Source organism: Hahella sp. CR1, assembly GCF_029813005.1.
Classification (GTDB): domain Bacteria; phylum Pseudomonadota; class Gammaproteobacteria; order Pseudomonadales; family Oleiphilaceae; genus Hahella.
In genome coordinates this window covers 199,965-223,189 of the sequence record NZ_JAPELK010000001.1, presented here as the reverse complement: position 1 = coordinate 223,189, position 23,225 = coordinate 199,965, and the positions used below count along the sequence as shown (strand labels likewise).

At 56.5% G+C, this 23,225-nt stretch carries 15 protein-coding genes; 11 read left to right on the top strand and 4 right to left on the bottom strand.

Going from position 1 to position 23,225, the window contains the following annotated elements; all coding sequences use genetic code 11:
- Window positions 1–36 precede the first annotated feature (36 nt).
- Complete coding sequence (locus ONV78_RS00980; RefSeq protein WP_279500350.1) at window positions 37–1,494, top strand: aminoacyl-histidine dipeptidase; 1,458 nt, start codon at window positions 37–39, stop codon at window positions 1,492–1,494.
- A gap of 90 nt (window positions 1,495–1,584) precedes the next feature.
- Here ONV78_RS00980 and ONV78_RS00975 read toward each other — a convergent pair whose 3' ends face one another.
- Window positions 1,585–2,031: a CBS domain-containing protein gene (locus ONV78_RS00975; protein WP_011394211.1), complete on the bottom strand. Its 447-nt coding sequence runs from the start codon at window positions 2,029–2,031 to the stop codon at window positions 1,585–1,587.
- Window positions 2,032–2,286: 255 nt separating this feature from the next.
- Here ONV78_RS00975 and ONV78_RS00970 point away from each other — a divergent pair, with 255 nt between their 5' ends.
- The gene (locus ONV78_RS00970; protein ID WP_279500347.1) at window positions 2,287–2,820 is read left to right on the top strand and encodes an outer membrane beta-barrel protein; all 534 of its coding nucleotides are present in this window, start codon (window positions 2,287–2,289) and stop codon (window positions 2,818–2,820) included.
- Between the two features lie 16 nt (window positions 2,821–2,836).
- On the opposite strand, the gene recD is transcribed toward ONV78_RS00970, so the two are convergent.
- From recD to recC, 3 genes are read right to left on the bottom strand one after another with little or no spacing between them, the layout of a single operon-like run.
- Window positions 2,837–4,774, bottom strand: a complete 1,938-nt coding sequence (gene recD / locus ONV78_RS00965) for an exodeoxyribonuclease V subunit alpha (protein ID WP_279500345.1) — start codon at window positions 4,772–4,774, stop codon at window positions 2,837–2,839.
- Window positions 4,771–8,316 (bottom strand): exodeoxyribonuclease V subunit beta, encoded by a 3,546-nt coding sequence (gene recB / locus ONV78_RS00960; RefSeq protein WP_279500343.1) that lies wholly within the window; start codon window positions 8,314–8,316, stop codon window positions 4,771–4,773. The genes recD and recB overlap by 4 nt, the downstream gene beginning before the upstream one ends.
- A complete protein-coding gene (recC, locus tag ONV78_RS00955; RefSeq protein ID WP_279500342.1) occupies window positions 8,313–11,534 on the bottom strand; it encodes an exodeoxyribonuclease V subunit gamma in 3,222 nt (1,073 codons plus the stop codon). The genes recB and recC overlap by 4 nt, the downstream gene beginning before the upstream one ends.
- A gap of 470 nt (window positions 11,535–12,004) precedes the next feature.
- On the opposite strand from recC, the gene ONV78_RS00950 reads away from it, so the two are divergent.
- The 9 genes from ONV78_RS00950 to ONV78_RS00910 all read left to right on the top strand — a co-directional run bounded on the left by ONV78_RS00950 (window position 12,005) and on the right by ONV78_RS00910 (window position 23,111).
- Window positions 12,005–14,986 (top strand): M14 family metallopeptidase, encoded by a 2,982-nt coding sequence (locus ONV78_RS00950; protein WP_279500341.1) that lies wholly within the window; start codon window positions 12,005–12,007, stop codon window positions 14,984–14,986.
- A gap of 447 nt (window positions 14,987–15,433) precedes the next feature.
- Window positions 15,434–16,291: an outer membrane protein OmpK gene (locus tag ONV78_RS00945; RefSeq protein ID WP_127967962.1), complete on the top strand. Its 858-nt coding sequence runs from the start codon at window positions 15,434–15,436 to the stop codon at window positions 16,289–16,291.
- A gap of 128 nt (window positions 16,292–16,419) precedes the next feature.
- A complete protein-coding gene (locus ONV78_RS00940; RefSeq protein ID WP_216735423.1) occupies window positions 16,420–16,908 on the top strand; it encodes a GNAT family N-acetyltransferase in 489 nt (162 codons plus the stop codon).
- Between the two features lie 108 nt (window positions 16,909–17,016).
- Window positions 17,017–17,667, top strand: a complete 651-nt coding sequence (locus ONV78_RS00935) for a GTPase domain-containing protein (protein ID WP_279500339.1) — start codon at window positions 17,017–17,019, stop codon at window positions 17,665–17,667.
- Window positions 17,668–17,691: 24 nt separating this feature from the next.
- Window positions 17,692–18,879, top strand: coding sequence for an ATP-binding protein (locus tag ONV78_RS00930; RefSeq protein ID WP_279500337.1), 1,188 nt, complete (start codon window positions 17,692–17,694; stop codon window positions 18,877–18,879).
- A gap of 7 nt (window positions 18,880–18,886) precedes the next feature.
- Entirely contained in the window at window positions 18,887–21,124 is a 2,238-nt protein-coding gene (locus tag ONV78_RS00925) for an ATPase, T2SS/T4P/T4SS family (RefSeq protein WP_279500335.1), read from the top strand.
- Between the two features lie 502 nt (window positions 21,125–21,626).
- Complete coding sequence (locus tag ONV78_RS00920; RefSeq protein WP_279500334.1) at window positions 21,627–21,941, top strand: hypothetical protein; 315 nt, start codon at window positions 21,627–21,629, stop codon at window positions 21,939–21,941.
- 308 nt (window positions 21,942–22,249) lie between these two features.
- Window positions 22,250–22,819: a peptidoglycan recognition family protein gene (locus tag ONV78_RS00915; protein WP_279500332.1), complete on the top strand. Its 570-nt coding sequence runs from the start codon at window positions 22,250–22,252 to the stop codon at window positions 22,817–22,819.
- The gene (locus ONV78_RS00910; RefSeq protein WP_279500330.1) at window positions 22,800–23,111 is read left to right on the top strand and encodes a hypothetical protein; all 312 of its coding nucleotides are present in this window, start codon (window positions 22,800–22,802) and stop codon (window positions 23,109–23,111) included. The genes ONV78_RS00915 and ONV78_RS00910 overlap by 20 nt, the downstream gene beginning before the upstream one ends.
- Window positions 23,112–23,225 lie beyond the last annotated feature (114 nt).

Sequence of the window (23,225 nt, the reverse complement as noted above, 5' to 3'; positions counted from 1 at the left end):
GAACTCCAGAACAATCAACAACAATTTGGCGACATTATGAGTTTAAGCGATCTGAACCCGCAGCCTTTGTGGCGTTTTTTCCAGCTATTGTGCGACACCCCGCGGCCTTCCAAACAAGAGCAGTTGCTCAAGTCCCGCATCAGAGAAGCCCTGGCTGAATATGAGTTGGAAATCATCGAGGATCAGGTCGGTAATCTGATAATCCGCAAACCTGCGACGCCCGGCTACGAAGACGCGCCTGGCGTAGTGATGCAGAGCCACCTGGATATGGTGCCGCAGAAGAACGAAGGTTCTACCCACGATTTCAGTAAAGACCCGATTCAACCCTATATCGACGGCGACTGGGTGCGCGCCCGCGGTACTACATTGGGCGCGGATAACGGCATTGGCGTGGCGGCTATTCTGTCCGTACTGACGTCCAAAGACATGATCCATGGACCGCTGGAAGGCTTGCTGACGGTGGACGAAGAGGCCGGGATGACCGGCGCCAAAGGATTGCAGGGCGGCGTATTGCAGGGCTCTTTGCTGCTGAATCTGGACACGGAAGAAGAAAACGAACTGTATATCGGGTGCGCCGGCGGCGTGGATATCGGCGGACGCTTCACCTATCAGGCGGAGCCCCGGGACGACCGCCGTCAGTATTGGCGCATTGCCCTAAAAGGATTGCGTGGGGGCCACTCCGGGCTGGATATCCATTCTGGACGCGGCAACGCGTTGAAGCTGGTGAATCGCGCTTTGGATCAATTACGCAAACAGTTTCCCGCCTTGCGCGTGGCGTCTCTGACCGGCGGCACCCTGCGTAACGCCATTCCGCGCGAAGCCTTCGCCGTGGTTGCGGCGCCGGCGGAGCAGGGCGAAGCGATCGCCCGCCGCATCAGCGAGCTGCAGCAGCTGTTTATGCAGGAGCTGAAATCGGCCGAGCCGCATTTGCATCTGACCATCAGTGAAACGGATGCCGCCGATTTGTTGCCGGAGGATATGGTGGACCGCTTACAGCGCGTGATTTTCGCCTGCCATCACGGCGTATTCCGCATGAGCGCGGATTTCCCCGGCGTGACGGAAACCTCCAATAATCTGGCGCGGGTGGTGATGGATAACGGCCATATCGAAGTGCACTGCCTGGCGCGCAGTCTGGTGGACTCTTTGCGGGATGACGCGGCGCAATCTCTGGCGAGCGTTTTTGAACTGGCGGGGGCGGAAACTTCGGTGGGTAACTCTTACCCCGGATGGGTGCCGGACAAGAACTCTCGACTGCTGGATAACCTGACCCGTCTGCATGAGGAAGTCGTGGGCGTTGTTCCCAAAATCCAAGTGATCCATGCAGGTCTGGAGTGCGGTATTCTGGGCGCTAACTATCCCCACTGGGACATGATTTCTTTCGGGCCGACCATTCGCGGCGCGCACTCGCCGGATGAGGCGGTGCACGCGCCAAGCGTAGCGAACTTCTGGAAATTTCTGGAAGCGGCGCTGGCGCATCTGGCCAAACCCGCCTGACGCAGTTAATGACATAGCGGGCGCCGATACTGGCGCCTGACGACAGGCTGCGTTACTTCATGGGTTTCGCACGCCTGTCGCGCTTCTCCCTCAGCTGGGTTCTTCTTCTGGCTCCACTTCCACCAGATCCAGCAGATTAATCGCGATCTTGATAAAGTCGCCTCCCGTCAAAATGCCCACGACATGACCATTTTCCACCACGGGCAGACAGCCGTATTTCTTGGTTTGCAGAAATTCCGCCGCTTTACGGATCGGCGTGTCCAGGCTGGCGGTAGCGACTTTGGTCCGCATCACCTGGGTGACGGGAATTTCGGATTCATGGGCCTCCATCAACTCCGGGGGCATGTCATATACGGAGGAGTCCATGGCGGCGAAGACGTCGCGCTGGGTGACGAGCCCTTCCAGTTTGTTTTTGGCGTTGACGACTGGGATGTGGCGGATGCCCTGTTCCTGCATCATTTTGCGCGCATCGGCCAGGCTGTTCTCAGTGCTCAACGTATGCACGGGGTGGCTCATTACATCTTTCATCAGGATCATGCTTACCTCCAATTGCGTAAGCTTTAAGGTAATGGAACCGGCGTCGGTATGGCTTGATGCGAGTCAAACCCGCCGCTACCCAGGGCTTGGCGATATTTCAACGTTGTTCCAGGAAGTATAGCCAGCCTCGGCGTATGGAGCTTTGCGGCGCTGACGCTGTTACACAGACAACCCCTAGTGTATGCTTCGGCGCGCTATGGAGATAGCCCGAATATTGTTTAAAGAATATTCCGTAATGAGAGGGTGAAAGTGGTAATGAAAAGACTGGTTTTAGGAGTCTGCTTGAGTTTGGCCATGGCTGGTAACGCATCAGCAGAAGGCTATGGCGCACTGGGGCTGGATTACATGCACGCCTCTTCAGAAAATCTGCATGACAATCTGATGTTGAACGGAACATTAGGTTGGAGTCTTACGGACTTTTGGGGATTAGAAGGACGCCTGGGCGTTGATTTCTTCTCTCTGATATTCGATGACGACCCTCTGGATGACTCCGGCGCTTTCATGGACGCCTACGTGGCGGGGTACAACCGCTTCACTCTACCGCTTAGCAATGCAATAAGGCTTTACGCGCTGCTGGGTTGGCAAGGCGCCAGCGTCAGTGTGCAGAATTGTTATGCTCTGGCTGGCGGCTGCGAGAAAAACCATGAAACGCACAGCGGCTTTGCGTACGGCGGCGGCGTGGATTTTCGTATTGAGAAAGGGGTTTACCTGAAAACGGAAGTAACGCACTTCGAGCATAATGAAGTGCGCTTCAATACCTTCAGCGTTGGCGTGACGGGCGCGTTCTAATCGCCGTCTGCGAGGCCTACCACAAATCCAGTTGCACGCCATCGCCGGAGGCTGCGTCCGGTGGATTATCCGCGCTGGGTTCGTTCGGCGCCGAATCTCCCCAGATTCTGCGGGAGAGTCCGGACATCCTCTGAGTGGGGCGCTTGATGGACTTGATCAACAGATGACGCGCCCCCCACACGCTGATCCTTTTCCTGGCGCGAGTGACGCCCGTGTATAGCAACTCCCGCGTCAGCACCGGTTGATCGGTTTCAGGCAGCGCCACCACGCAATGGTCGAATTCAGATCCCTGACTTTTGTGTATCGTCATGGCGTAGACCGTTTCATGCGCGGGCAGGCGGTATAAAGGTATGCTGCGCAGGGGGCCGTCAGCGTCCGGAAACCAGGCGCGCAGCTGCCCTGATGCCGGATCACGCCAGATCAGACCCACATCGCCGTTAAACAAGCCCAGACTATAATCGTTGCGGGTCACCATGATGGGGCGGCCGTGGTAGTGCAGTTGGTAACGCGGCGCCAAGCCTTTGCGTTGCAGCGCGGACTCCACCCACTGATTGATTTCCTGTACGCCGCCATGGCCTTCCTTCACGGCGCAGAGAATGCGGAAGCGATTCATGGCGTCCAGGGCGGTTTCCACCGAATCGGCTTTGAAGCAAGTTTCGTAGGCGTTGGCGGCGGTTTGCTGGATGATTGCCTGCAGTTGCGACGGCGGCAGGTTTTCCCAGTCCGCGTCTTCGAATTCCGGCTGTTTGAATACCTGCAGAGCCGCTTCCGGATCGCCGGCGTTGATCGCCTGCGCCAGTCGGCCGATGCCGCTACGGGCGTGAAAACGATGACTCACTTCCAGACGGATGACGCAGTCCGCCACTGGCGCGGCTTCCTTGTCAGCCGGGTAAGGCGGCGTCAGGCCAAGCTGGCTCAGGTAATCCGCCATATCCGGGCTGACGCCGGCGGCGCTTCGTTGCGAGCAGATGTCGCCAATGACGCTGCCGGCTTCCACGGAGGCGAGCTGTTCGCTGTCGCCCAGCAACATCAGGCGGGCATGGGGAGGCAGCGCCTCCACGGTGCGCAGCATCATCGCCAGATCCACCATCGACACTTCATCTATCAATAGTAAATCCACAGGCAGCGGGTGGCCGGCGTGATGCACGAAGCCTTTGCCGTCGCCCCGTACTTTGAGCAAGCGATGCAAGGTGTAGGCGGTATCTGGAATACGCTCGGGATGAGGCAGGCGTTCCGCCAACTGCAATTTGGCGTTGCGGATAGACTCCATCAGGCGTGCGGCGGCTTTGCCGGTCGGCGCCGCCAGGGCGATGCGCAGAGGCGGGTCGGCGAGTTCTCCCAACATGCCCAACAGCTTGGCCACGGTGGTGGTTTTGCCGGTGCCGGGACCGCCGACAATGGCGGTGAAGCCCTGACGACAGGCCACGGCTGCGGCGATAGCCTGGCGATCCTCTGCTTCAACGGAAGGAAAAAAGCGCAGCAACGCCTGGCGTACTTTTTCTGGTGGAAAAGAGGCGTGATTCAGGATGCGTTGTTGCAGCCGTTCCGCGAGCTGGCGTTCATATTCGAAGTAGCGGGCCAGATAGAAGCAATTGCGGTCGTCAAGCACGCACGGGCTGATCGGGCCCGCCTCGCCGACCTCTGCGTCCGCCTGGGTCAGGCCGCTGGCGAGCAGCGCTTCGCGCCATAATGTGAGGGATGGAGCGATAAAGGCGCGTATGTCCTCTTCCGCGGAGTCCGGCCATAACGAGCGGCCGGCGTATTGCGACAGGTCAAGACAGGTGTGGCCATTGGCCAGGGCGTTGGAGGTCAGCGCCACGGTCAGCGCCAGCAGCTCCCGTTGTTCTTCTGTCGCCGACATCGCCATGTCCGCGAACTGATGGCCAAGATAATAGTCCAGTGGCCGCAGCAGGTTACTTTGGCGGGCGGCGTCAATCAGATGGGCGATGCTCATGCCGGTTCCCCCTGCAGAATCTCAGCAAACGCCGTCACCGCCGCCTGGGAGGGACGATCGAAAAATACGCCTAATTCTGGTTGGTGCTGACTGTGCATGCCCCGCAAAAACAAGTAATACACGCCGCCAAAATGGGTGTCGTAATCGTAGTCGGGCAAGCTGCGTTGTAGGTAGCGATGCAGCGCCAGCGTATAGATCAGGTACTGCAGATCATAGCGGTGCGCGAGTATTTCGTTGTGTAGATTTTCCGGGGCGTAGCTCTCGCGTTTTTCTCCCAGCCAGCTGCCTTTGTAATCGACGATATAGAAGCGTCCTTCATGCTGGAAAGTGAGGTCGATAAAGCCGTGCATCAGGCCTTCGTTCGAGGCGACGTTCAGGTTAACCGGCGTTTCTGAAGCGGAGTAATCCGCGAGGAAGCGCGCAAGCCGCGTTTGCTGAATCAGCGTCACGGGGAACAAGAACTCCATTTCCACCTGCATATTGGCCTTGTCCAGTTGCGACAGCGCAAAGGGCTCGGCGCCGGTTATGCTGAGTGGGGTGTTCACCACCTGCCATAACTGTTCCGCCACGCAGGCCACCCACTCTTCGCCAAAGCCATGTTGTTGCAGGCTGTGGCTGGTGAGTTCATGCAACACCTCGGCGTTTTCCGCCTGAAACGGCATATTCTCCAGAATATGGTGGAAACACTGACCCGCCCAGGCGCCTTTGGGAAACTGAAAAATATCGCTGACGTCCGGCTGCAGGCGGGGTTGTACTTCCTGCAAAGGCGCAGCCTCGTCCAAAGGTTCTTCGTGATGGCGGCCGCCGCCACCGGCGGCCAGCTGCGAATAACTGGAGAGACGCCAGTTTTGTTCGATTGTGCGCTGGGCGGAGCGCGCCCGCCACTGACCGGCGCCTTCGCCGGGATGATGGCGCTGATGCACTGGCTCAGGAGCGGGGCTCCAGCAGAAGTCCGTCTGCGCGGCAAGGCGAGTCAGAGGCTCGGAAAGTTGTGTATCGTCCAGATTTTTCAGGGACGTCAGCCAGTCGGTCAGGTTGTCCGTCGCGCCGCCATAAAGCAGCCACGCCATAGCGGCGTACTGGAACTCATTCACAGCGCCCCAGGCCCAGACACAGAGTTGTTTGGCCCGGGTCAGCGCGACGTAAAGCAGACGCAGATCTTCCGCCAAACGTTCCCTCTCCGCCTGCTCCTGTAAGCGGTCGCCGCCGCTGAGATCGAGCACCTGTCGGTGCTCCCGCTCGGGGTCATGACACATCAGATAATCGTCTTTGCCGCTGCGGCCGAATCCCAGAAAAGGCAGAAACACCAATGGATATTCGAGTCCTTTGGAACTGTGGATGGTGACGATTTTCACCAGCGCCTCATCGCTTTCCAGACGTAACTGATGGTCATCGCCGCGCCCGTCCGCCTGTTCCAATTGCCCTTGATACCAGGCCAGCAGGCGTTCGGGCGTGGGGTAGTCGCGTCCGGCCTGTTGCAACAGCTCCGCCAGCTGCAACAGGTTGGTGAGGCGGCGCTCGCCCTCCGGCAGGCCCAGTAGTCTGGCGGCGACGCTAAAGGTTTGCAGCCATTTCTGAAACATGGGCATGAAGCCGGCGTCCTGCCACTCCTCTCGCAACTGGTGCAATGAGGTCAGCATGTTTTCCCAACGCTGCTCGTCCCGCGCCAGCGTCTCCAGCTCCGCCGCCGTCCATCCCCAGCTCAGGGTCACCAGCGCTGCGCGCAGGCGGCGTTCGTCATTAGGCTCCAGTAAGGCGCGCAACAGGCGAAGCAGATCGGTGGCCTCTTCGCTTTGATAGACGCTTTCCCGAGTCAGAAACACGCTGCTGACGCCGACGGCGGACAGCTTTTCCGACATGATGCGGGCCTGATTGTTATCCCGCACCAGTACCGCGATATCGCCGGCGCTGAGAGGGCGCTCGCCCAGACGGGCGCGTCCGCATTCTCCCAGGTTGAGCCAGTTGGCGATTTCACTGGCGGTAATTTGCGCCAGCTGAGGGCGCGCCTGGTCTTTACTGATGGCTTTGCCGCCGTCTTCCCGGCCGAGCAGCCAGGCCTGCAATGGCGTCACGGGGACGCCGTCCAGGGTCAGGACGGAGGCGTCAGCGGCGCCAGCCGCCTGCACGGGAATGAATTCGATATCGCCGGCGAACAGAAACGGATTGGCGCACTGTTCGAATAATCCATTGACCGCCGCCACCAGCTCTTTACGGGAGCGCCAGTTGGTGTCCATGGTGTAGCGGTTATCCTGGGGCGTGCGCTGTTTGGCTTGCAGGTAGGCGTAAATATCCGCGCCCCGGAAGCTGTAAATCGCCTGCTTGGGGTCGCCGATCATAAACAGGGTGGCGTTATTGTCGGCGGCGTCATATAAGGAGGAAAAGATTCGATACTGGGACGGGTCGGTATCCTGAAATTCGTCAATCAGGGCGACCGGGTAGCGGCGTTGCAGCGCCAGGCGCAACTGGGGGCCGGTGGCGGCTTCGAGGGCGTCTTTGAGACTGCCGATCAGGTCATCGAAGCCCAGTATTTCCGCCTGGGTTTTCAGGCGTCGCAAGACGTCTCTGAAGGTGGTCAGCGTCGCGCCCACCAGCCAGGCGTCCAACTGCGCCTGTTGGCTCAGAAACTGGTCCAGGGCGATGAAGAAGGCATGCTGCGGCGCGCCAAGACCTTTGTCCGCCGCTTTTTTCAGCACGGATGCGTCAAGGACGCTCTGGCTGAACAGAGCTGCGGCGGGCGGCAGCGTCATTTGTTCTTCCGTGCGACTCCAGATAGTGAGGCTGAGAGCCGCATCGTTCAGTTTGTCTTCCCGGTAAGTTTTCTCCGCGCGCCCCAGAATTTTGTTCTCCGCCGCTTCCCGTACAGCAGTGATGAGTTCGTCGCCTTGCTGGCGCCATTGGGCTTTGAGTTCGACGGCCAGATTGTTGAGGGTTTCTGGCTCCACATCCGGGTGGATCAGTTCCAGATCGCTTTGCGCCAGATAACTGCGCAGTCCATTCAGCATCTCCGCCGGCTCGCCCCACTTGGCTTGCGCCAGCTCCGCCAGCAACCGGTCGGGATAGAACAGCTTGCGCCAGGTGTCCTCCGCCGCTTGTTGCAACAACGGGCCCAGGTCTTCCTGCAGACGCAGATCAAACAGGAGTCCGCTTTCGAATGCGTTGTCCTGCAGGGCGCGCTGGCAGAAACCGTGAATGGTGAAAATGGACGCCTCGTCCATGTTTAACAGCGCCTGCTGCAACAGGGCGAGAGCGTCTTCGTTGCGTTCCGGGTCGCGCCAGGGCGTCAGCCATTCTGGCGTTTCCGCTTCCGGCGGCGCCTGCAAGGTCTGCATGACCTCGCGGATACGCTGACGAATTCGCGTGCGCAGCTCTTCCGTGGCGGCGCGAGTAAAGGTAACCACCAGAATCTGCCTGACGTCGAGCTGGCGCTCCAGCAGCAGACGCAGATACAAGGTGGTGATGGTGTAGGTTTTCCCGGTGCCGGCGCTGGCTTCAATGAGCTGCACGCCCTGCAGGGGAATGGCGATTGGGTCCAGCGGCCTCATGCGGGCGCCTCCCAATGCTCCAGCGCGGGTTCCCAGATGCTTTCCGCCAGCGCCACGAAGCGTTCGTTCAAGGTTTCCGCTTCAAAGCGCCACACCAGAAAATGATGCGCGTCCGCCAGTTCGCCCGGTTGCCATTCGTTGCCCAGCCAGCATTGCTGCGCGGCATTGATGGGCTCGCTGCGACTGCGCGGATTATTCTTGGTTTCCACATACTTTAAAGAGGTCTTCGGGAAGAAGCGCACCGGTTCATTCTCACTCTGCGACAGCAGATCCATAAGCTCCGCCAGTAATTTTCTGGCCTGATCTTGCGCGACCTGACGATAATGGCCAACGCCTTGGCGGCACACCAGAAAACTGGGTCGGGCCAGAGGGTCGGCAGTGACGCTGCATAGCGCCAGATGCTCCAGCCATAACAACAGCATGCGGGAAGCGTTGCAGCCGGCGGTGGTCAGATGCAGCAGGCCGCGCGGGCCAATACCCGCCACTGCGCCGCGCAACGGCAGACCTGATTTTTCCGGGGTAATTTCAATACGATCCTTGCCATACAGTTCACGGGCCTGCTCGCGCAGCGCTTCCAGTTGTTGCCGCGTCTGCTTGCGGCTGATGGCGCCGACAGCGCCGCCGGGCAGCAGCCCCTTGGCCTCCAGATAGCTTTCCGCCTCTTCGTCCGTCGCCGCGTTCATCAGTTCCTGCAGCCATAGCTCTTTCACCTGGAAGCCGTGCAGACCGCCCAGGTCGAAAGGTTCCCGGTCCTGAGTCAGGTCACTGGCGTCCAGCAATATATTGAGCCGCTGCTGCACGAAGTAGCGGGTGGGATTGCGTAGAAAGCGTCGCAGACTGTCCAGCTCCACCGGGTGGTCGGCGGAAAACGGCTCCCGTTCCCGGGACGGCAGCGCTTCCGGGCAGAACGCCTGATACTCCTGCTTGCTGTGGCGACCGTGCAGGGCGGGCAGCCATTCTGACTGATAGCTGAAGTGGCCGCCGTCGGCGGTAAAGTAATGCGGGCTGAAGGGTTGCAGTGGATGTTCGGTCAGAATGCGCTCCATGGCCGCCTCGCCGCCTTGTTCCTGAATCGTATCCAGCAGCTCGCTGAGAATGACCGAGGGCGCGCACTCGCTGTTGTCGCGGATGCTGCGCCCGACATAACTCAGATAAAACACGTCGCGGGCGGCCAGTAGGGCTTCCAGAAACAGGAAACGGTCTTCTTCGCGGCGGGCGCGGTCGCCTTTGCGAGGATACGCAGCGATCAGATCGAAGCCCGGCTGCGTCTGGCGGCGCGGGAACTGATCGTGGTTCAACCCCAGGACGGCGACCACCCGAAAGGGAATACTGCGCATAGGCACCATAGCGCAGAAGGTCACTGCGCCGGTAAGGAAACTTTGACGCCGTAACGGGCTGTCCAGACGGCGGCGCAGATCCTGTTTCACCACCGCCAGCGGCAAGGGTTGATCGAAGCCAGCGGTCTGGGTTTCCTGCAGCCACTCCTGCACCGCCTCGCGGGCGACTTGCAGCGCCTGCTCTTCATCCCGATCAGGGTCGAACAGGTCGTTCATCCAACTGTGCAGGAGGTCCGCCCATTGCTGTGGCGTCTGGCCACGGGAGATCTGTGCGCGCCAGCGCGCCAGGGTATCGATCAGTTGCGACAGCGCGCCCAGGCTGTCGGCATCGCCGCCCTGAATATGAGGATAAGGTGCGACATCCTGATACATCTGCATCGCGTCGGGCAGGGCGAAGCCCAGCAGCAGGCGTTTGATGCCGGCTTTCCAACTGAACTGATCGGCGCAGTCGACGCCGTACGCCTGCTGCGATTCGCCATCTAGCCCCCAGCGAATGGACGCCTCATGCAGCCATTGGCGCAGGCGCGATAATAATTCTTCATCCAGCCCGAAGCGGCGTCCCACGGCGGGGATTTCCAGCAGGCCGAGCACTTCCGAGGCGGTGAAACGGCCTGGCAATAAGTCGAACAATTGCAGTACCGACTGCACCAAATTGAAGTCACTGTAGCGGCTCAGGTCGGCGAGCGACCAGGGGATGCGGCGTGGACCTTCCTGCGCGCCGAATACGGCTTCAACCAGAGGCGCGTACTGGCCGATATCCGGCGTCATCACCACGATATCCCGGGGTGACAGGCTGTGATCAGTCTGCAGCAGATCCATCAGTTGATCGTACAGCACTTCCACTTCGCGCAAGGCGCTGTGGCATAGATGCACTTGCAGAGAGCGGTCGTCAGCGGCGCTTTCTGGCCATGGCTCCTGACGCAGGTCGAAAACGTCCGCCTGCAGGCGTTGCAGCAAGGTTTGCGGCGGCGCTGGCGGGACGTAGCAGTCGGCTTCCGTGACGGACACGTCCTGCAGCACATCCAGATAATCCCGCAGCGGTTTGCCCCAGGACGCCAGCAGTCGGTGACCTTCGTCATACAGCCCGGAGACTTCCGCGCCATCGCGGGTGCGAATGCGGCTGATGTCTTTGCGGGAGGCGATGTCGCCCCAGTAATGCTCCGTAGGGTTCCATTGATACATATGCACTTCTATATGGCGTGCGGTGTTCTGCAGCACGTCCAGATACGCCGGGGCCATATAGGGAACGCCAAAGACAAACAGGCGCGGCGGCAGCTTATCCACATGCTGCGGCAGCTGCTCCGCCAGCTCCTGCAATACGCGGGCGCGGTGGGGCGCCTCGCTGTCACGGGTCAGGCCGCGCCACAGCTCAATCTGCCAGGCGTGTTCGCTGGCGCTGGCTTCAGTGGGCAGGCCTTGCTCCCATTCGGATAACCAGTCCGGGCGATACATCAGATAGTGGTCAAAGACATCGGCGATGCGTTGGCTCAGCTGATAATTACGCAGCAGATCCGGCGACTTGCGATCCGGGCCGGTATGAAGATAACGATGCAGGGCGTCGAATTCGCCGCTGTCTGGAAGCGTGGGTGCGAGCTGCATCAAGCGCCAGGTCAGAATGGATTTGTCGAAGGGATGCAGCTCCGGCAAGTCGTCCCGGCACAGTCGCGCCAGCCGCCAGATCAATTGCGCCGGCAGTTGAAACTCCAGGTTGGCGGCGACGCCGTTGAGTTCCGCCAGTTGCTGGCTCAGCCAACGGCTCATGCCCTGGCTCTGCACGATCAATATGTCGCTTTGCAACGGGTTCGCCTTGGGACGCGCCAAGGCGTCGGCGAGCAGTGCGAGCAGCTGTTCCTGACGGTTGCTGTAGTAGATTTTCAGCATGAAGGAGGCGTAAACGGTGACAGTGAAATTGTGTGTGAGCTATTTATCATTTTCGCTAGGAGTATAAGGAAATCCAAGGATGGCTGCATGGATAAATCATTTTCCTGGTCAATCGGTCAAACCCGCGGCGTACGTCGTCTCAGCGTCGTCGTTAGATGTCCGTCCTTATATTTAATTTTGTTATAAGGATATAGTGGAAAACCGCTATATCAAGCTGAGTTCCTATCACATATAGAGGTAAGTGCAGTCCGTTAGCGCCTGCTGTTAGGTTTTCCCAAAAAACGCCGCTCCCGCCGGTTACCCCATAACACTGGAATAGCGACGTTGACCCAGCCGGAAACCTCTCCGCAAAAGGCCTGTAACGGCACATGGATCGAGTGCTTAGGGCTCCCCCTCACCCCCTTGGCCGTAGTCTAGCAGTAGTCCGAACTAACTTTCCGTTAACGATAACCATGAATAAGGAAAACATCATGAAATTAGTTAGATGGCTAGCCTTGATTTGCACGATACTGCCGGGGGTCGCGCTGGCCGGGCAACTTAGCATGGCGCGAATCACCCTCAACAGCGGCGATGAATTGAAATCGGCCAAGAAGCTTGGCCTCGACATCGTCCACTACCACAAACTGAAAAATCTGACCGCGGGCGTAAAAGGGGAATCTTTTACGGTGGAAGCGGTGCTGTCTCCCGTTGATAAGGAAAAGCTGAATAAAGCCGGTATCAAGTGGGAGCCTATGCAGATGCCTTCGCAGTTCCGCTCGGCTTTCTCCGCCAGCGGCGAAACCGCTTATCACAGCTTTGACGAACCTGAACTGGGTATCGAAGACCGCCTTTACGCTCTGGCGGAAAAATACCCCGCGCTGGTGACGCTGTATAAGATCGGCGAATCCCATCAGGGACGCCCTTTGATCGTCGCCAAACTGTCCCGTAAAACTTGGTGGGACCGCTGGTTCGATCGCGGCGGCGACCTGAAGGACGGCTATGGCGTCAGTCATCAGCCTCCCGGTCGTAAAAAGCCTGAAGTCTTCTACGTGGCCACGCATCACGCCCGCGAATGGGTGGCGACGCAAATGGCCATGCGTTACATGGATTACCTCACCGAGAACTACGGCAAGATTGAGCGCATCACCAAGCTGCTGAATCATAACGAGCTGTGGATCATGCCGGTGGCTAACCCGGACGGCTATGAGTACACCTTCACCAACGAACGTCTGTGGCGGAAAAACCTGCGCGATAACGATGGCGACGGCCAGATCACGCTGCAGGACGGCGTCGACCTGAACCGTAACTTCGGCGAGCATTGGGGCCTGGACGACGAGGGCTCCAGCCCGGTGATGTCCGATCAGACCTATCGTGGACCTTCAGCGGGAAGCGAGCCGGAAACTGTGGCGCTGACCAGCTTTATTCAAGCCCATGACTTCCGTTTCACGCTGTCGTATCACACCTACAGCAACCTGATTCTGTATCCTTTCGGATGGCAGGTGCAGACCCCCAGCTTCGATAATCCGATCTTCGTGGCGCAGGCGGGTACTGACGACAATCCTGCGATCTACGACAGCATTATCGAAGCGGGATATGATCCCGGCGTGAGCGCAGACCTGTACACCACCAATGGTGATTTCACCGATTGGTCCTATGGCGCGTTGGGCATTCCTTCCTACACGGTGGAGCTGACTTCCGGTCAGGACAAAGACGGCAACGCTTACGGCTTTGAATTCCCGGACGATGAAAAAATGCTGCAGGCGGTTTTCAACGACAACCTGGAGTTCGCTCTGACCATCGCGGAAAGCGCGAGAAGACCAGATGATCCTGTTTCCGCCGTAGGCATCGAAACAGAAGACGTCTATCACGAGCCGCTGACCACTTCCTGGGGCGCAACTCAGTCTGTGGACATGCTGGCCAAGCGTCGCATCGGCGACCGCAGCTTCCTGGTGTACCAAGTGGACGGCGGTTCGCCCAAGCTGACTCGCTTCCGCAGAAAGTTCGGCGACCGTTACAACACGGAGCAGGGAACGTACTTCAATCGCTATGAAGCGAAGATTCGCGGTCAAGCCGCCGGCAGCACCGTCACTTATTGGATCAAAACCGTCAAAGGCGAGGAGTTCGGTCCCTACAGCTACACCGTAGAAAAAGCCAGCGGCGCCAAAGTGCTGGTGGTTGCGGCGGAAGATTACACTGGCGAATACCCTGTGTATGAGAACAACACCGCTCCTAACTACCTCTCTTTCTACACTGAAGCCCTGGACGGCGCCGGTTACTCCTACGACGTGTGGGACGTTGACGCCAGAGGCGCGGTGCCGCCAGCTCGTGAAGTCATGAGCCACTACGACGCGGTGATCTGGTATACCGGTGACGACTTTGTGTCGACCGTTCTGGAAGGCTTCCAGGCGCATGAACAGATGAAGCTGCAGGCGCGTGAATACATCAACTACTGGGACGGCAAAGTCATGGCCACCGGCCAGGGCCTGTCAGAAGCGTCTACTGTCTACGCACAGTTCAACGATGACTTCTTCCAGTACTACATGGGCGCCTTCCTGCACCTGGAGACATCCGGTCTGGGCAAAGAGGGCAATGCGCTGGACGTTGTAGGGCAGGATGACGATCCCATCATGGCGGGTCTGCGTTTCTCCCTGAACGGCGGCGACAGCGCCAACAACCAGCACACTCCTGACAGCTTCCTGGTCACCAGCAGCTTTGTGGACGAGTATCACCAGACTCTGGCGGCGACCTATGATCGCCCTGGCGGCGGCTTCAACCCCACTTCCGGCACGCACTATGTGTACAGCCAGCAAGCGGATCAGAGCTTCAAACGTCTGGGTGGAACCATCGAAGTGCCGGCGGATGCGCCGTACATCACCTTCAACATGGCGCATGAAACTGAAGCGGATTGGGACTTCGTGTTTGTGGAAATCGCCGAGCAGGGCAGCGATAACTGGACCACTCTGCCGGAAGCCAATGGTTTGACCAGTCAGGATACCGGCGAAAGCTGTAAATCCGGCTGGGTTGACCTGCATCCGACATTGGCCCATTACATGGACGCCAGCTGTAATCCTACTGGAACCACTGGTCAGTGGAACGCCATGAGCGGCAGCAGCGCCGGTTTCCGCACCATGTTGTTTGACCTGTCCGCCTATGCTGGCAAAACCGTTGAAATCTACATTTCCTATGCCTCCGATTGGGGTACTCAGGGACTGGGCGTTTTCGTCGACGATGTGAAAGTCGGGGAAAATGACGCAGAAGATTTCGAAGACGGCTTCGGTCTGTGGCAGCCAGGCGCTCCCGATGGCGCGTTCAACATCAATAATTGGGATAACATCGAAGGCGCAGGCTTCGTTGACGGTCCCGTCATCCGTGACGAAGACACCATTTATATGGGCTTCGGTCTGGAAGGCGTCGATGGTTACGAAAACCGCGTTAAGCTGATTGAGCGTTCAATGAGTTACTTTGGTCTGTAATTTCAGACAATTCCAATCTTAGAGAGGGGCGCCCGCGTTCGCCGGCGCCTCTTTTTTCTCCTCACTTTCTTGCAGACTTCGACTTTCGTCTATATCCTTCGCCGCCTTTTACGCGCTGCGCCGATTTGGGGCCAAGTTAGTTTTCGCGCCCTGTTTTCAGGCATGAATGTGATATTTGGCTGCGCGTAAATCATTCAAATTGTGCATTTAAATTGCAAATTGTTGACTAAAAGGTCAATATTTGCCGGTCATCATTGTCGTTGGCGCGCATATTGCTCTTCTGCTCCCTGTCAATAAATACACACAGCGCGGGGAGACGACTGCATATGTGGGGCGATGGGTCGGAAAAGTCCGGCTGCGTCGCAGGGGGGCGGTGGCTTTCCCCGCGCGGTGATGTATTTGCAGGAAAACAATCAAAACAAAGCAAACACAGAAGTAGGAGTATTCATGACTCTCAAGAAACAGTCGGCCCTGGCCGCAGCAAGCGGCGCGTTGGTCGCCGGTCTGCTTTTTTCTTCAGCTGCGAGTGCTGTAGAAGTTCCGGAAGATATTCACGCCGCGGACTACCATTGGATGAACTGGCATCTGTATCGAGGGATTGATCAGCGTGGCGGACCTTACAAGTTCGACGACACCTATTTCGAAATCGAGTTCGGCGGCCGTTCCGGCGCCCTGGACTTTTTCGGCTACGTGGATTTTCTGGATATTTTAGGCGACTCAGGCAATTCCGATAAAAATCGCGGCGATAACTTCTTCGCGGATATCGAGCCCCGTCTATCCATCGACTATCTGACCGGAACGGATCTGTCTGTCGGCCCGGTTAAAGAATGGTATTTCGCCTTTGACCTATTGATGGCCGATGCAGGCGAATTTGGCGGCCTGCAGGTATTGTGGTCGGGTATCGGCACAGATACGGAGCTACCCTGGTTGGGTAAAACCGGCATTGCTGTCTACGCTCGTTATGTGGGTGAGAACTACGGCGCCAAGAATGAAGGCAGTTGGGACGGCTATGTCGCCCACATCAACTGGTTCAAGCCTTTTTACCACATCGGCGATGATTTCATTGCGTTCCAGGGATATACAGATTACGAGTTCGCCTCTGATCTGGGCGATGAACCGGGCCGTTCCTCCGACTCATTACAGTCCTACCTGGGCATCTGGTACCATTCCAAGCAATGGGCGGTAGGGTATGGCGCGAAGGTATACCGCAACATGACTCAGTTCGAGGATGGTGCAGAAGGGTTTAATGGGCCGCAGGACACTACTGGCGTTGGCCATTACTTCAACCTGACCTACAAAATCTAGCCGCCGTCTATGCGCCGAATGACGTGGCGCTGGATTTCGGAGACGAATCCGAACGACCTGAAGACGCACCGACGTCTTGGGGTTCGTCTCCTTTTTCAGGCAGGGAAACGACTTCAGGAAAGGGAACAATGCAGACAGTCTCCACTTACTATTTGGAAATGACCTCTCCTTCTGATCTACAGGCGAAAAGCCCGGTGGGAGAGTTGCAGATCATGGAATGCGCAATCCGGCAGTTTGAGTACAGCCGCTTTCTCTACACGTTGGTAGGCGGCGCCTGGGGATGGACGGACAAGTTGTCCTGGAGCGACGATCAGTGGCGGGATTATGCGGAGAACGAGAACCTGCGCACCTGGGTCGCTTACGTCAAAGGCTCGCCAGCGGGTTACTTTGAACTGCAGAAACAGCCTGAACGACAAGTGGAAATTTCCTACTTCGGACTGGCCCCTAAATTCATTGGCCAAGGGCTCGGCGGCTATTTGCTCACCCAATGCATTCGCGAAGCGTGGAGCTGGGGAGCGGAGCGGGTGTGGGTGCACACCTGTACGTTGGATCACCCTGGCGCGCTGGCCAACTATCAGGCCCGCGGCATGCGTCTGTACCTGACGGAGACGGACTGACGCGTCTGTTTGGCTCGCCGCCATTAAATGCGGCGCCTCCGAGGAAGTCTTCTATACTGAGGGGATAGGACTATCCCAGCCGGAGAAGTCTTGCCGGGAAGGAGCATTATGGCGGAGCTGGATGAACAGACGAATCGACTGACCTTAAAGCTGGTCTATTATGGCCCGGCGCTGAGTGGGAAAACCACGAATCTGGGCGCGCTGCACGAACTGTCTTCGCCGGAGTTGAAAGGCGAAATGATGGTGCTGGAGACGCAAAAAGACCGCACGCTTTTTTTTGATCTGTTCCCGCTGGGTTTTGAAGCGCCCAGCGGTCTGTTGATTCAACTCAAACTCTATACCGTTCCGGGGCAGGTGCAGCATGACAGCACCCGCAAAGCGGTTTTATCCCGCGCCGATGGCGTCGCCTTTATCGCCGATTCCCAGCATAACCAAAGCCATACCAACCTTGAGGCGTTTGAGAATCTCGCCGCCAACGCCGGCCGCGTGGGCATAGACTTCGAACGCCTGCCACTGGTGGTGCAATTCAATAAGCGCGATTTGAAAAATATCCTGAGCGAGCAAGAGATTCGCGAACGCTGGGAGCCCAGTCCCTGGTGGCCGGTGGTGTTTGCCAGCGCTTTGCAGAATCAGGGCGTGCTTGAGACGCTGGAACTGTTGCTGCAACGGGTATATCCAGAGCTGGATGAAGAATACAAGCTTAGCTCCGCGCATCAGTTGAGCCGGGAGGCGTTTGTCGCCAGCTTGTTGGGGAAATAACGGAAGCAGGGGGGCTGCATCGTCGTGAAGGACATTGATCCGGAATTCACGCTTGCCGATTTACTGACGCCGAAAGACATTGAGTCGCTGCAAAATCGATTGCCGCCGCTGTTGGAGACGTCCGCCAGTATCGTCCCTGTACAGGATAAGCCGGACGCTGACGCCTGGCCTATCCGCTATCAGATTCGCACGGTCGCCTACTTAGTCGCCTCCGCCCCCAAAGAAAAAGCCGAAGCCGCCTGCAAGCTGCTGGAGGCCATACTGCATCAGGCCGCCCGCTACCGGCTGGCGGCTTCTCTGCATCATCATGTCGTGGAGCAGGATTATGAGGAGCTGCAGCTAAAGCATCAGGCGCTGCAGGAATCGGAAGCCCGATATCGGGAACTGGCGGAGCAGCTTGAACGCAGGGTGGAGGAGCAGGTGGCGCAGATCGAGCTGCGTCGCAAGCAGGTCTATGAAGCGGAAAAACTGAGCGCATTGGGGCAGCTCGGCGCCGGCGTCGCCCATGAGATTAATAATCCCCTCGGATTTATCCAGTCCAATCTGAACTCAGGTAAAGGCTACCTGCAGGATATCAGCGATGCGCTGACGGAAATGTCGCGCGGCCACGATGTGAAGGCGATTTTCAGCCGCTATGAATTGGACTTTGTTATCAAGGATCTGCATATCCTGATGGGCGACACTCTGGATGGCGTGGCGCGGGTCGCCAAAATCGTCAAGGATCTGAAAGGCTTTGCCGGCACGGATGGCGGCTCCAGGCAGAAAGTGGCCATGGAGGAGCTGATGGAGAGCGTCTGCAACCTCGCCAAACCATTGATGGGCGGCCACATTCGTCTGCGCAAGGAGTATGAGCCGACGCCGCCGGTGTGGTTGGATTATTCGGCGTTCTGTCAGGCGGTGTACGCGATCATGCTGAATGCGGTCCAGGCCATTGGCGAACGCGGTGAGGTGCTGGTGCAGTGCGGTCCCGGCGCAAGCGGGGTGCGCATTGTGATTGAAGACACCGGCTGCGGTATGGACGCGGAGACTCAGAATCGTATTTTCGAACCGTTTTTCACCACCAAACCGGTGGGCTCCGGCACCGGACTGGGCATGACCTTATGCCGGGACATTATCCGCGCTCATGGCGGCGAGATTCAGGTCGCCAGCGAACCGGGCAAGGGCAGCCGCTTTTGCATTGAGCTGCCGGTGACGGAGGAGGCTCCCGGATAATTCATTTATGTCGAAATTCGCTTCTCTATTCGTCAATAACTCTGCTTCCGATCAGGATGAGGATAAAGGCAAGCCCAAAGTGTCCTACAGCGTTTTGCTGGTGGACGATGAGCCTGCCGTACTGAATGCCTTAAGTCGGGTTTTTCGTAAGGAGAGTTACGACATTCTCACCGCCAAGAATGCGATGGAAGCCCTGGAGATCATCAGCCAGCGCCGTATTCATTTATTGATTTCCGACTATATGATGCCGGGGATGACGGGAGCGGATCTTCTGCGCAAGGTGAAGGAGCAGTCTCCCGACACCATCCGCATCATGCTGACCGGACAGGCGGACACTACTGCGGTGATGGCCGCCATCAACGAGGGCGCGGTCTATCGCTTTATTCTCAAGCCCTGGAATGACGACGACTTACGCGTCACCGTCGCCCTGGCGCTGGAACAGTATGATCTCATTCAAAAGAACAAAGAGCTTGAGAAGACCAACGCCAAACAGCAAAAAGATCTGCAGGCGTTCAGCAAGCTGGCGCAGCAAAATCGCAGCCAGCTGGCGATCATGCTGCATAAACATAATCTGCTGAACAAGCAGCAGGTGCAGGAGGTGTTTAAGTTGCAGCAAAGCCGTAAGGAGACGGTGATCAAACTGCTGCTGGAAAAGCAATGGATTGAGGAACGCAAGCTGGTGCAGCTCCTGAAGAAGGAAATGTTCTTTGAAGAGGTGTCGCTGGCGGAGTTTCAGATTGAGCCGGCGACTTTGTCGCTGATCCCCACGTCACTATGTCAGAAGCAACTTATCATCCCTCTCCGGGTCAGCGGCAAGCGCCTGTTATTGGCCATGGCGGACCCCCTCAACGTGGAGCTGATCGATGAACTGGGCTTTACCACGGGCATGCAGATTGACCCCGTAGTCGCCACGGTGAGCGCAATGGAAATGAAGCTCTCCGAGTTGTTTGCGGAAGAGGAAACCTCCATCAAAGAGCTGGAAAGCGTGGTGATGGGGGTTGATCCTTTCGAAGGCATCGAAGTGGTCATCGAAGACGATGATGACGATTCGCTGGAAGACCTGCTCAGTCAGACCGAACAGCCGCCGGCGGTGCGCCTGGTTAATGCGATTATCATTGAGGCGTTGCGCCTGGGCGCCAGCGATATCCATATCCATCCCCGCACCAATCAGGTCATTGTGCGTTATCGCATAGACGGCGTGCTGGAGGATAAGATCCGTATTCCGCACAACATGCACATGTCCCTGGTCTCCCGCATCAAGGTCATGTCCGAGCTGGATATCACTGAACGCCGCCGTCCACAGGATGGGCGCATTACGGTGAAAACGCCGATGCGGGTGGTGGATTTGCGCATTTCCACCCTGCCCACGTTGAACGGGGAAAAAGTGGTGATGCGGGTGCTGGAGCGTAACTCCTCCGTGAAAAACCTGACCCACCTGGGACTGTCGGAACTCAACGCCAAACGCATGGAAGCCGCCATCAACAAACCCCAGGGCATGATTCTCGCCACGGGGCCTACCGGCAGCGGCAAAAGCACGTCGCTCTATGCGCTGCTGCAGCATAACGCCACGACGGAGAAGAATTACGTCACCATTGAAGACCCGGTGGAGTTTTATCTGGATATGGCCGGGCAGGTGTCGGTGCGGGAGAAAATCGGCTTGAGTTTCGCCTCCATTTTGCGCGCTATTCTTCGTCAGGACCCGGATATCATTCTGCTGGGAGAGATTCGTGACTTCGAGACGGCGGAAGTCGCGCTGCATGCGGCGCTGACCGGACACCTGGTGTTCTCCACCCTGCACACCAATTCCTCTATCGGCACTATCGCCCGTTTGCTGGACCTGGGCATCAAACCTTTCGTCGCAGCGCAGGCGCTAGAATGCATCATCGCGCAGCGGTTAGTGCGGCGCATCTGCGACCACTGCCGGGAAGAAGTCACCCCCAATGAGGAGGAGATTTACCTGCTGGGACCGCTTTTCGACGATCCGCAACTGAAAACCTTTCACGGCCGCGGCTGCCACAAATGCAACCACGGTTATAAAGGCCGCATTGGCCTGTATGAAGTCCTCACCATGACAGAAGAACTGCGCCACCACATCGCCGGCGGCGCCTCCAGTAAAGAACTCCACGAAATCGCCGTCGCCAACGGCCTCGTCACCCTCGTCGACGACGCCAAATCCCGCGTCCACAACGGCCTCACCACCACCTACGAAGTCCTGCGAGTGCTGGGAACACAGATAGAGGTGTAGCCTCAACACTCTCGGTCCTGAGAGTTATCTGTATAGCGCAAGATTGCTTTTTGACGATGCTTTAAAGGGTATACTTCGCCTTCAAAATCAATGTGGTTGATGGGAGTATTGAAGGAGTTGCGGCGGCTAACCACGGGAGACAGGCCCTGTCATTTCAGACAAGTAAAAGGAAGCTATTTGTCTGCCTGACTAATAATATAACCGGAGCCTCTAAGACTTTTTAAAAATAACTACGAAGCCTTTCCGTGAGCAAAATTATTGCAGTCAAACCTGGGAAGAAAGTGTCTGCAGTTAGTGATGTCATCTGACGATATACTTATATTTTCCACATTGGACGAGTAGTGAACCCCTATGTTGTTGAGGATCTCTATTGTGCTCTCGTTAAAACTTTTGAGCTGATTATTGGCGCCACAATGGCAACACAGGTAGTTTGTCAGAGGTTCCCTAGTATAGTGGGAGCATGTACGTGAAACTCACGGAAATAATATGAGTGATATTTATAATGCCTGAAAGCGTGTTAAATTTTGTTTTAATAGTGGGTTATGGAGTTAAGCTTATTTCTGCTGTTGTGGCTATCTGTGTTTTTCCATGGATTGCTCTATTATGGAGGAGGTTGTACTTACATGAAAAATCCAAGGGGGGGGATGATATTGGTTATTTTTATATCCTTTTTTGTGATGATGAGAAGTTAAGTGAGTATGGTAGGAGCAAAAGGAAAATATTGATGCTTCTTGTTAAGTTTGTACTGTTTTTTTCTGCGGCTCTTATCTTGTCGTTAGGGTTTGAAGGAGAGCTCCATAGGGTTGGGCTTCTGTGATTTGTCAATACGTTTATATAAAGGTGAATCGCCCCGAGTTTATCGCTTCAAAGATTGGTTGCACTCCTGAGACACTGCGCTCGTGGATCAACCTTCACGGTGCAGAGTTTAATCAGGTCGGGCGTTGTAAGTGGCCTATTTTATTAGAAAATTTTTATTTGGCTACATAATGGAAGCCGGACTTAACGTTGGCGAGATCCCACTGGAACAAAATATTGAATGTAAATGGCGGGTTGATTCTCCAGAGCTGATCAACAACAATCTGGTCGATGGCCACTGCGAAATCTGCAGATAAAGGACAGGAGTCAATGACACTCATTAATGTAAATCTCGAAACGTTTATCAGAACCACAATCAATCAGAAGCACAATGTGATTGAACGCCACAAGTGGGGCACCAAAACGCCTGTTGCAAACAAGTTGGTAAAGGACTGGAATTTCGATAGTATCGTGCTTCACCATTCTGGCAATGATGGTAAGACTGATCCGGTAGAAATCGAACAGTACCACATGACAAAAAAGGGCTGGGATGATGTTGGGTATCATTATTTAATCCATTCAAATGGCACGATCTATGAGGGCCGTAAAATATTTCATAAAGGTTCTCATGTCGCCGGTGCGAACACAGGGAAAATCGGAATCCTGTTAATGGGTGACTTCGATGAACAGTGGTGGGATGTGGATGACAACCTTTCAAAGACGCATTTGGCTGCCACGAATCGTTTAATCGCGACGATTAAATCACAATTTCCCCACAGTATTCGAAAGCTGGGAGGCCATAAAGAGTATCTACCCAACAAAGGTTACAGCTGCCCCGGTAACCAAGTCATGGATAAAATCAATGAAATGAGGAAGAAGCATGGTTTATCTAAACCGTAGTCTATTAGCCATCGCCGTGTTTCTAGCTGTGATTAAAGTGTTTACGGCCGTTATTTTCTTAGCGGATGATCCCAGTGTGTTTTTAGTGGTTGGTTTTCCGCTCTTCTCGAATGAGTTACTCATACAGCCAGAACAGTTAAACCGGTACTATGTGCTGTTGGCTGATGAAAATGGGTTTGTGGGCGAACATATTTACTATCTTATCGTCAACTATGCCTGGTGGTTGACCATGTTAAGCGCGTTAGCTTTGCGGTGGTACACAAAATCGAAATCGCAGCAGACATCTAGTTAGTCGAGGAAAGTAAGGTGTGGATACATTTCTGCTTATTCTCCCTTCTGTATCCGCTCGCAGAATCTGTTTGTCTGCCAGCGCCAGTTCATGGTTGTACTGAAGCACCGCTTTCCG

What these genes read in the sequence shown, in the direction of transcription:
- ONV78_RS00980 (WP_279500350.1), top strand. Translation starts at nt 37, where the DNA reads ATGAGTTTAAGCGATCTGAACCCGCAGCCTTTGTGGCGTTTTTTCCAG.
- ONV78_RS00975 (WP_011394211.1), bottom strand. Translation starts at nt 2,031, where the DNA reads ATGATCCTGATGAAAGATGTAATGAGCCACCCCGTGCATACGTTGAGC.
- ONV78_RS00970 (WP_279500347.1), top strand. Translation starts at nt 2,287, where the DNA reads ATGAAAAGACTGGTTTTAGGAGTCTGCTTGAGTTTGGCCATGGCTGGT.
- recD (WP_279500345.1), bottom strand. Translation starts at nt 4,774, where the DNA reads ATGAGCATCGCCCATCTGATTGACGCCGCCCGCCAAAGTAACCTGCTG.
- recB (WP_279500343.1), bottom strand. Translation starts at nt 8,316, where the DNA reads ATGAGGCCGCTGGACCCAATCGCCATTCCCCTGCAGGGCGTGCAGCTC.
- recC (WP_279500342.1), bottom strand. Translation starts at nt 11,534, where the DNA reads ATGCTGAAAATCTACTACAGCAACCGTCAGGAACAGCTGCTCGCACTG.
- ONV78_RS00950 (WP_279500341.1), top strand. Translation starts at nt 12,005, where the DNA reads ATGAAATTAGTTAGATGGCTAGCCTTGATTTGCACGATACTGCCGGGG.
- ONV78_RS00945 (WP_127967962.1), top strand. Translation starts at nt 15,434, where the DNA reads ATGACTCTCAAGAAACAGTCGGCCCTGGCCGCAGCAAGCGGCGCGTTG.
- ONV78_RS00940 (WP_216735423.1), top strand. Translation starts at nt 16,420, where the DNA reads ATGCAGACAGTCTCCACTTACTATTTGGAAATGACCTCTCCTTCTGAT.
- ONV78_RS00935 (WP_279500339.1), top strand. Translation starts at nt 17,017, where the DNA reads ATGGCGGAGCTGGATGAACAGACGAATCGACTGACCTTAAAGCTGGTC.
- ONV78_RS00925 (WP_279500335.1), top strand. Translation starts at nt 18,887, where the DNA reads ATGTCGAAATTCGCTTCTCTATTCGTCAATAACTCTGCTTCCGATCAG.
- ONV78_RS00920 (WP_279500334.1), top strand. Translation starts at nt 21,627, where the DNA reads ATGCCTGAAAGCGTGTTAAATTTTGTTTTAATAGTGGGTTATGGAGTT.
- ONV78_RS00915 (WP_279500332.1), top strand. Translation starts at nt 22,250, where the DNA reads ATGACACTCATTAATGTAAATCTCGAAACGTTTATCAGAACCACAATC.
- ONV78_RS00910 (WP_279500330.1), top strand. Translation starts at nt 22,800, where the DNA reads ATGGTTTATCTAAACCGTAGTCTATTAGCCATCGCCGTGTTTCTAGCT.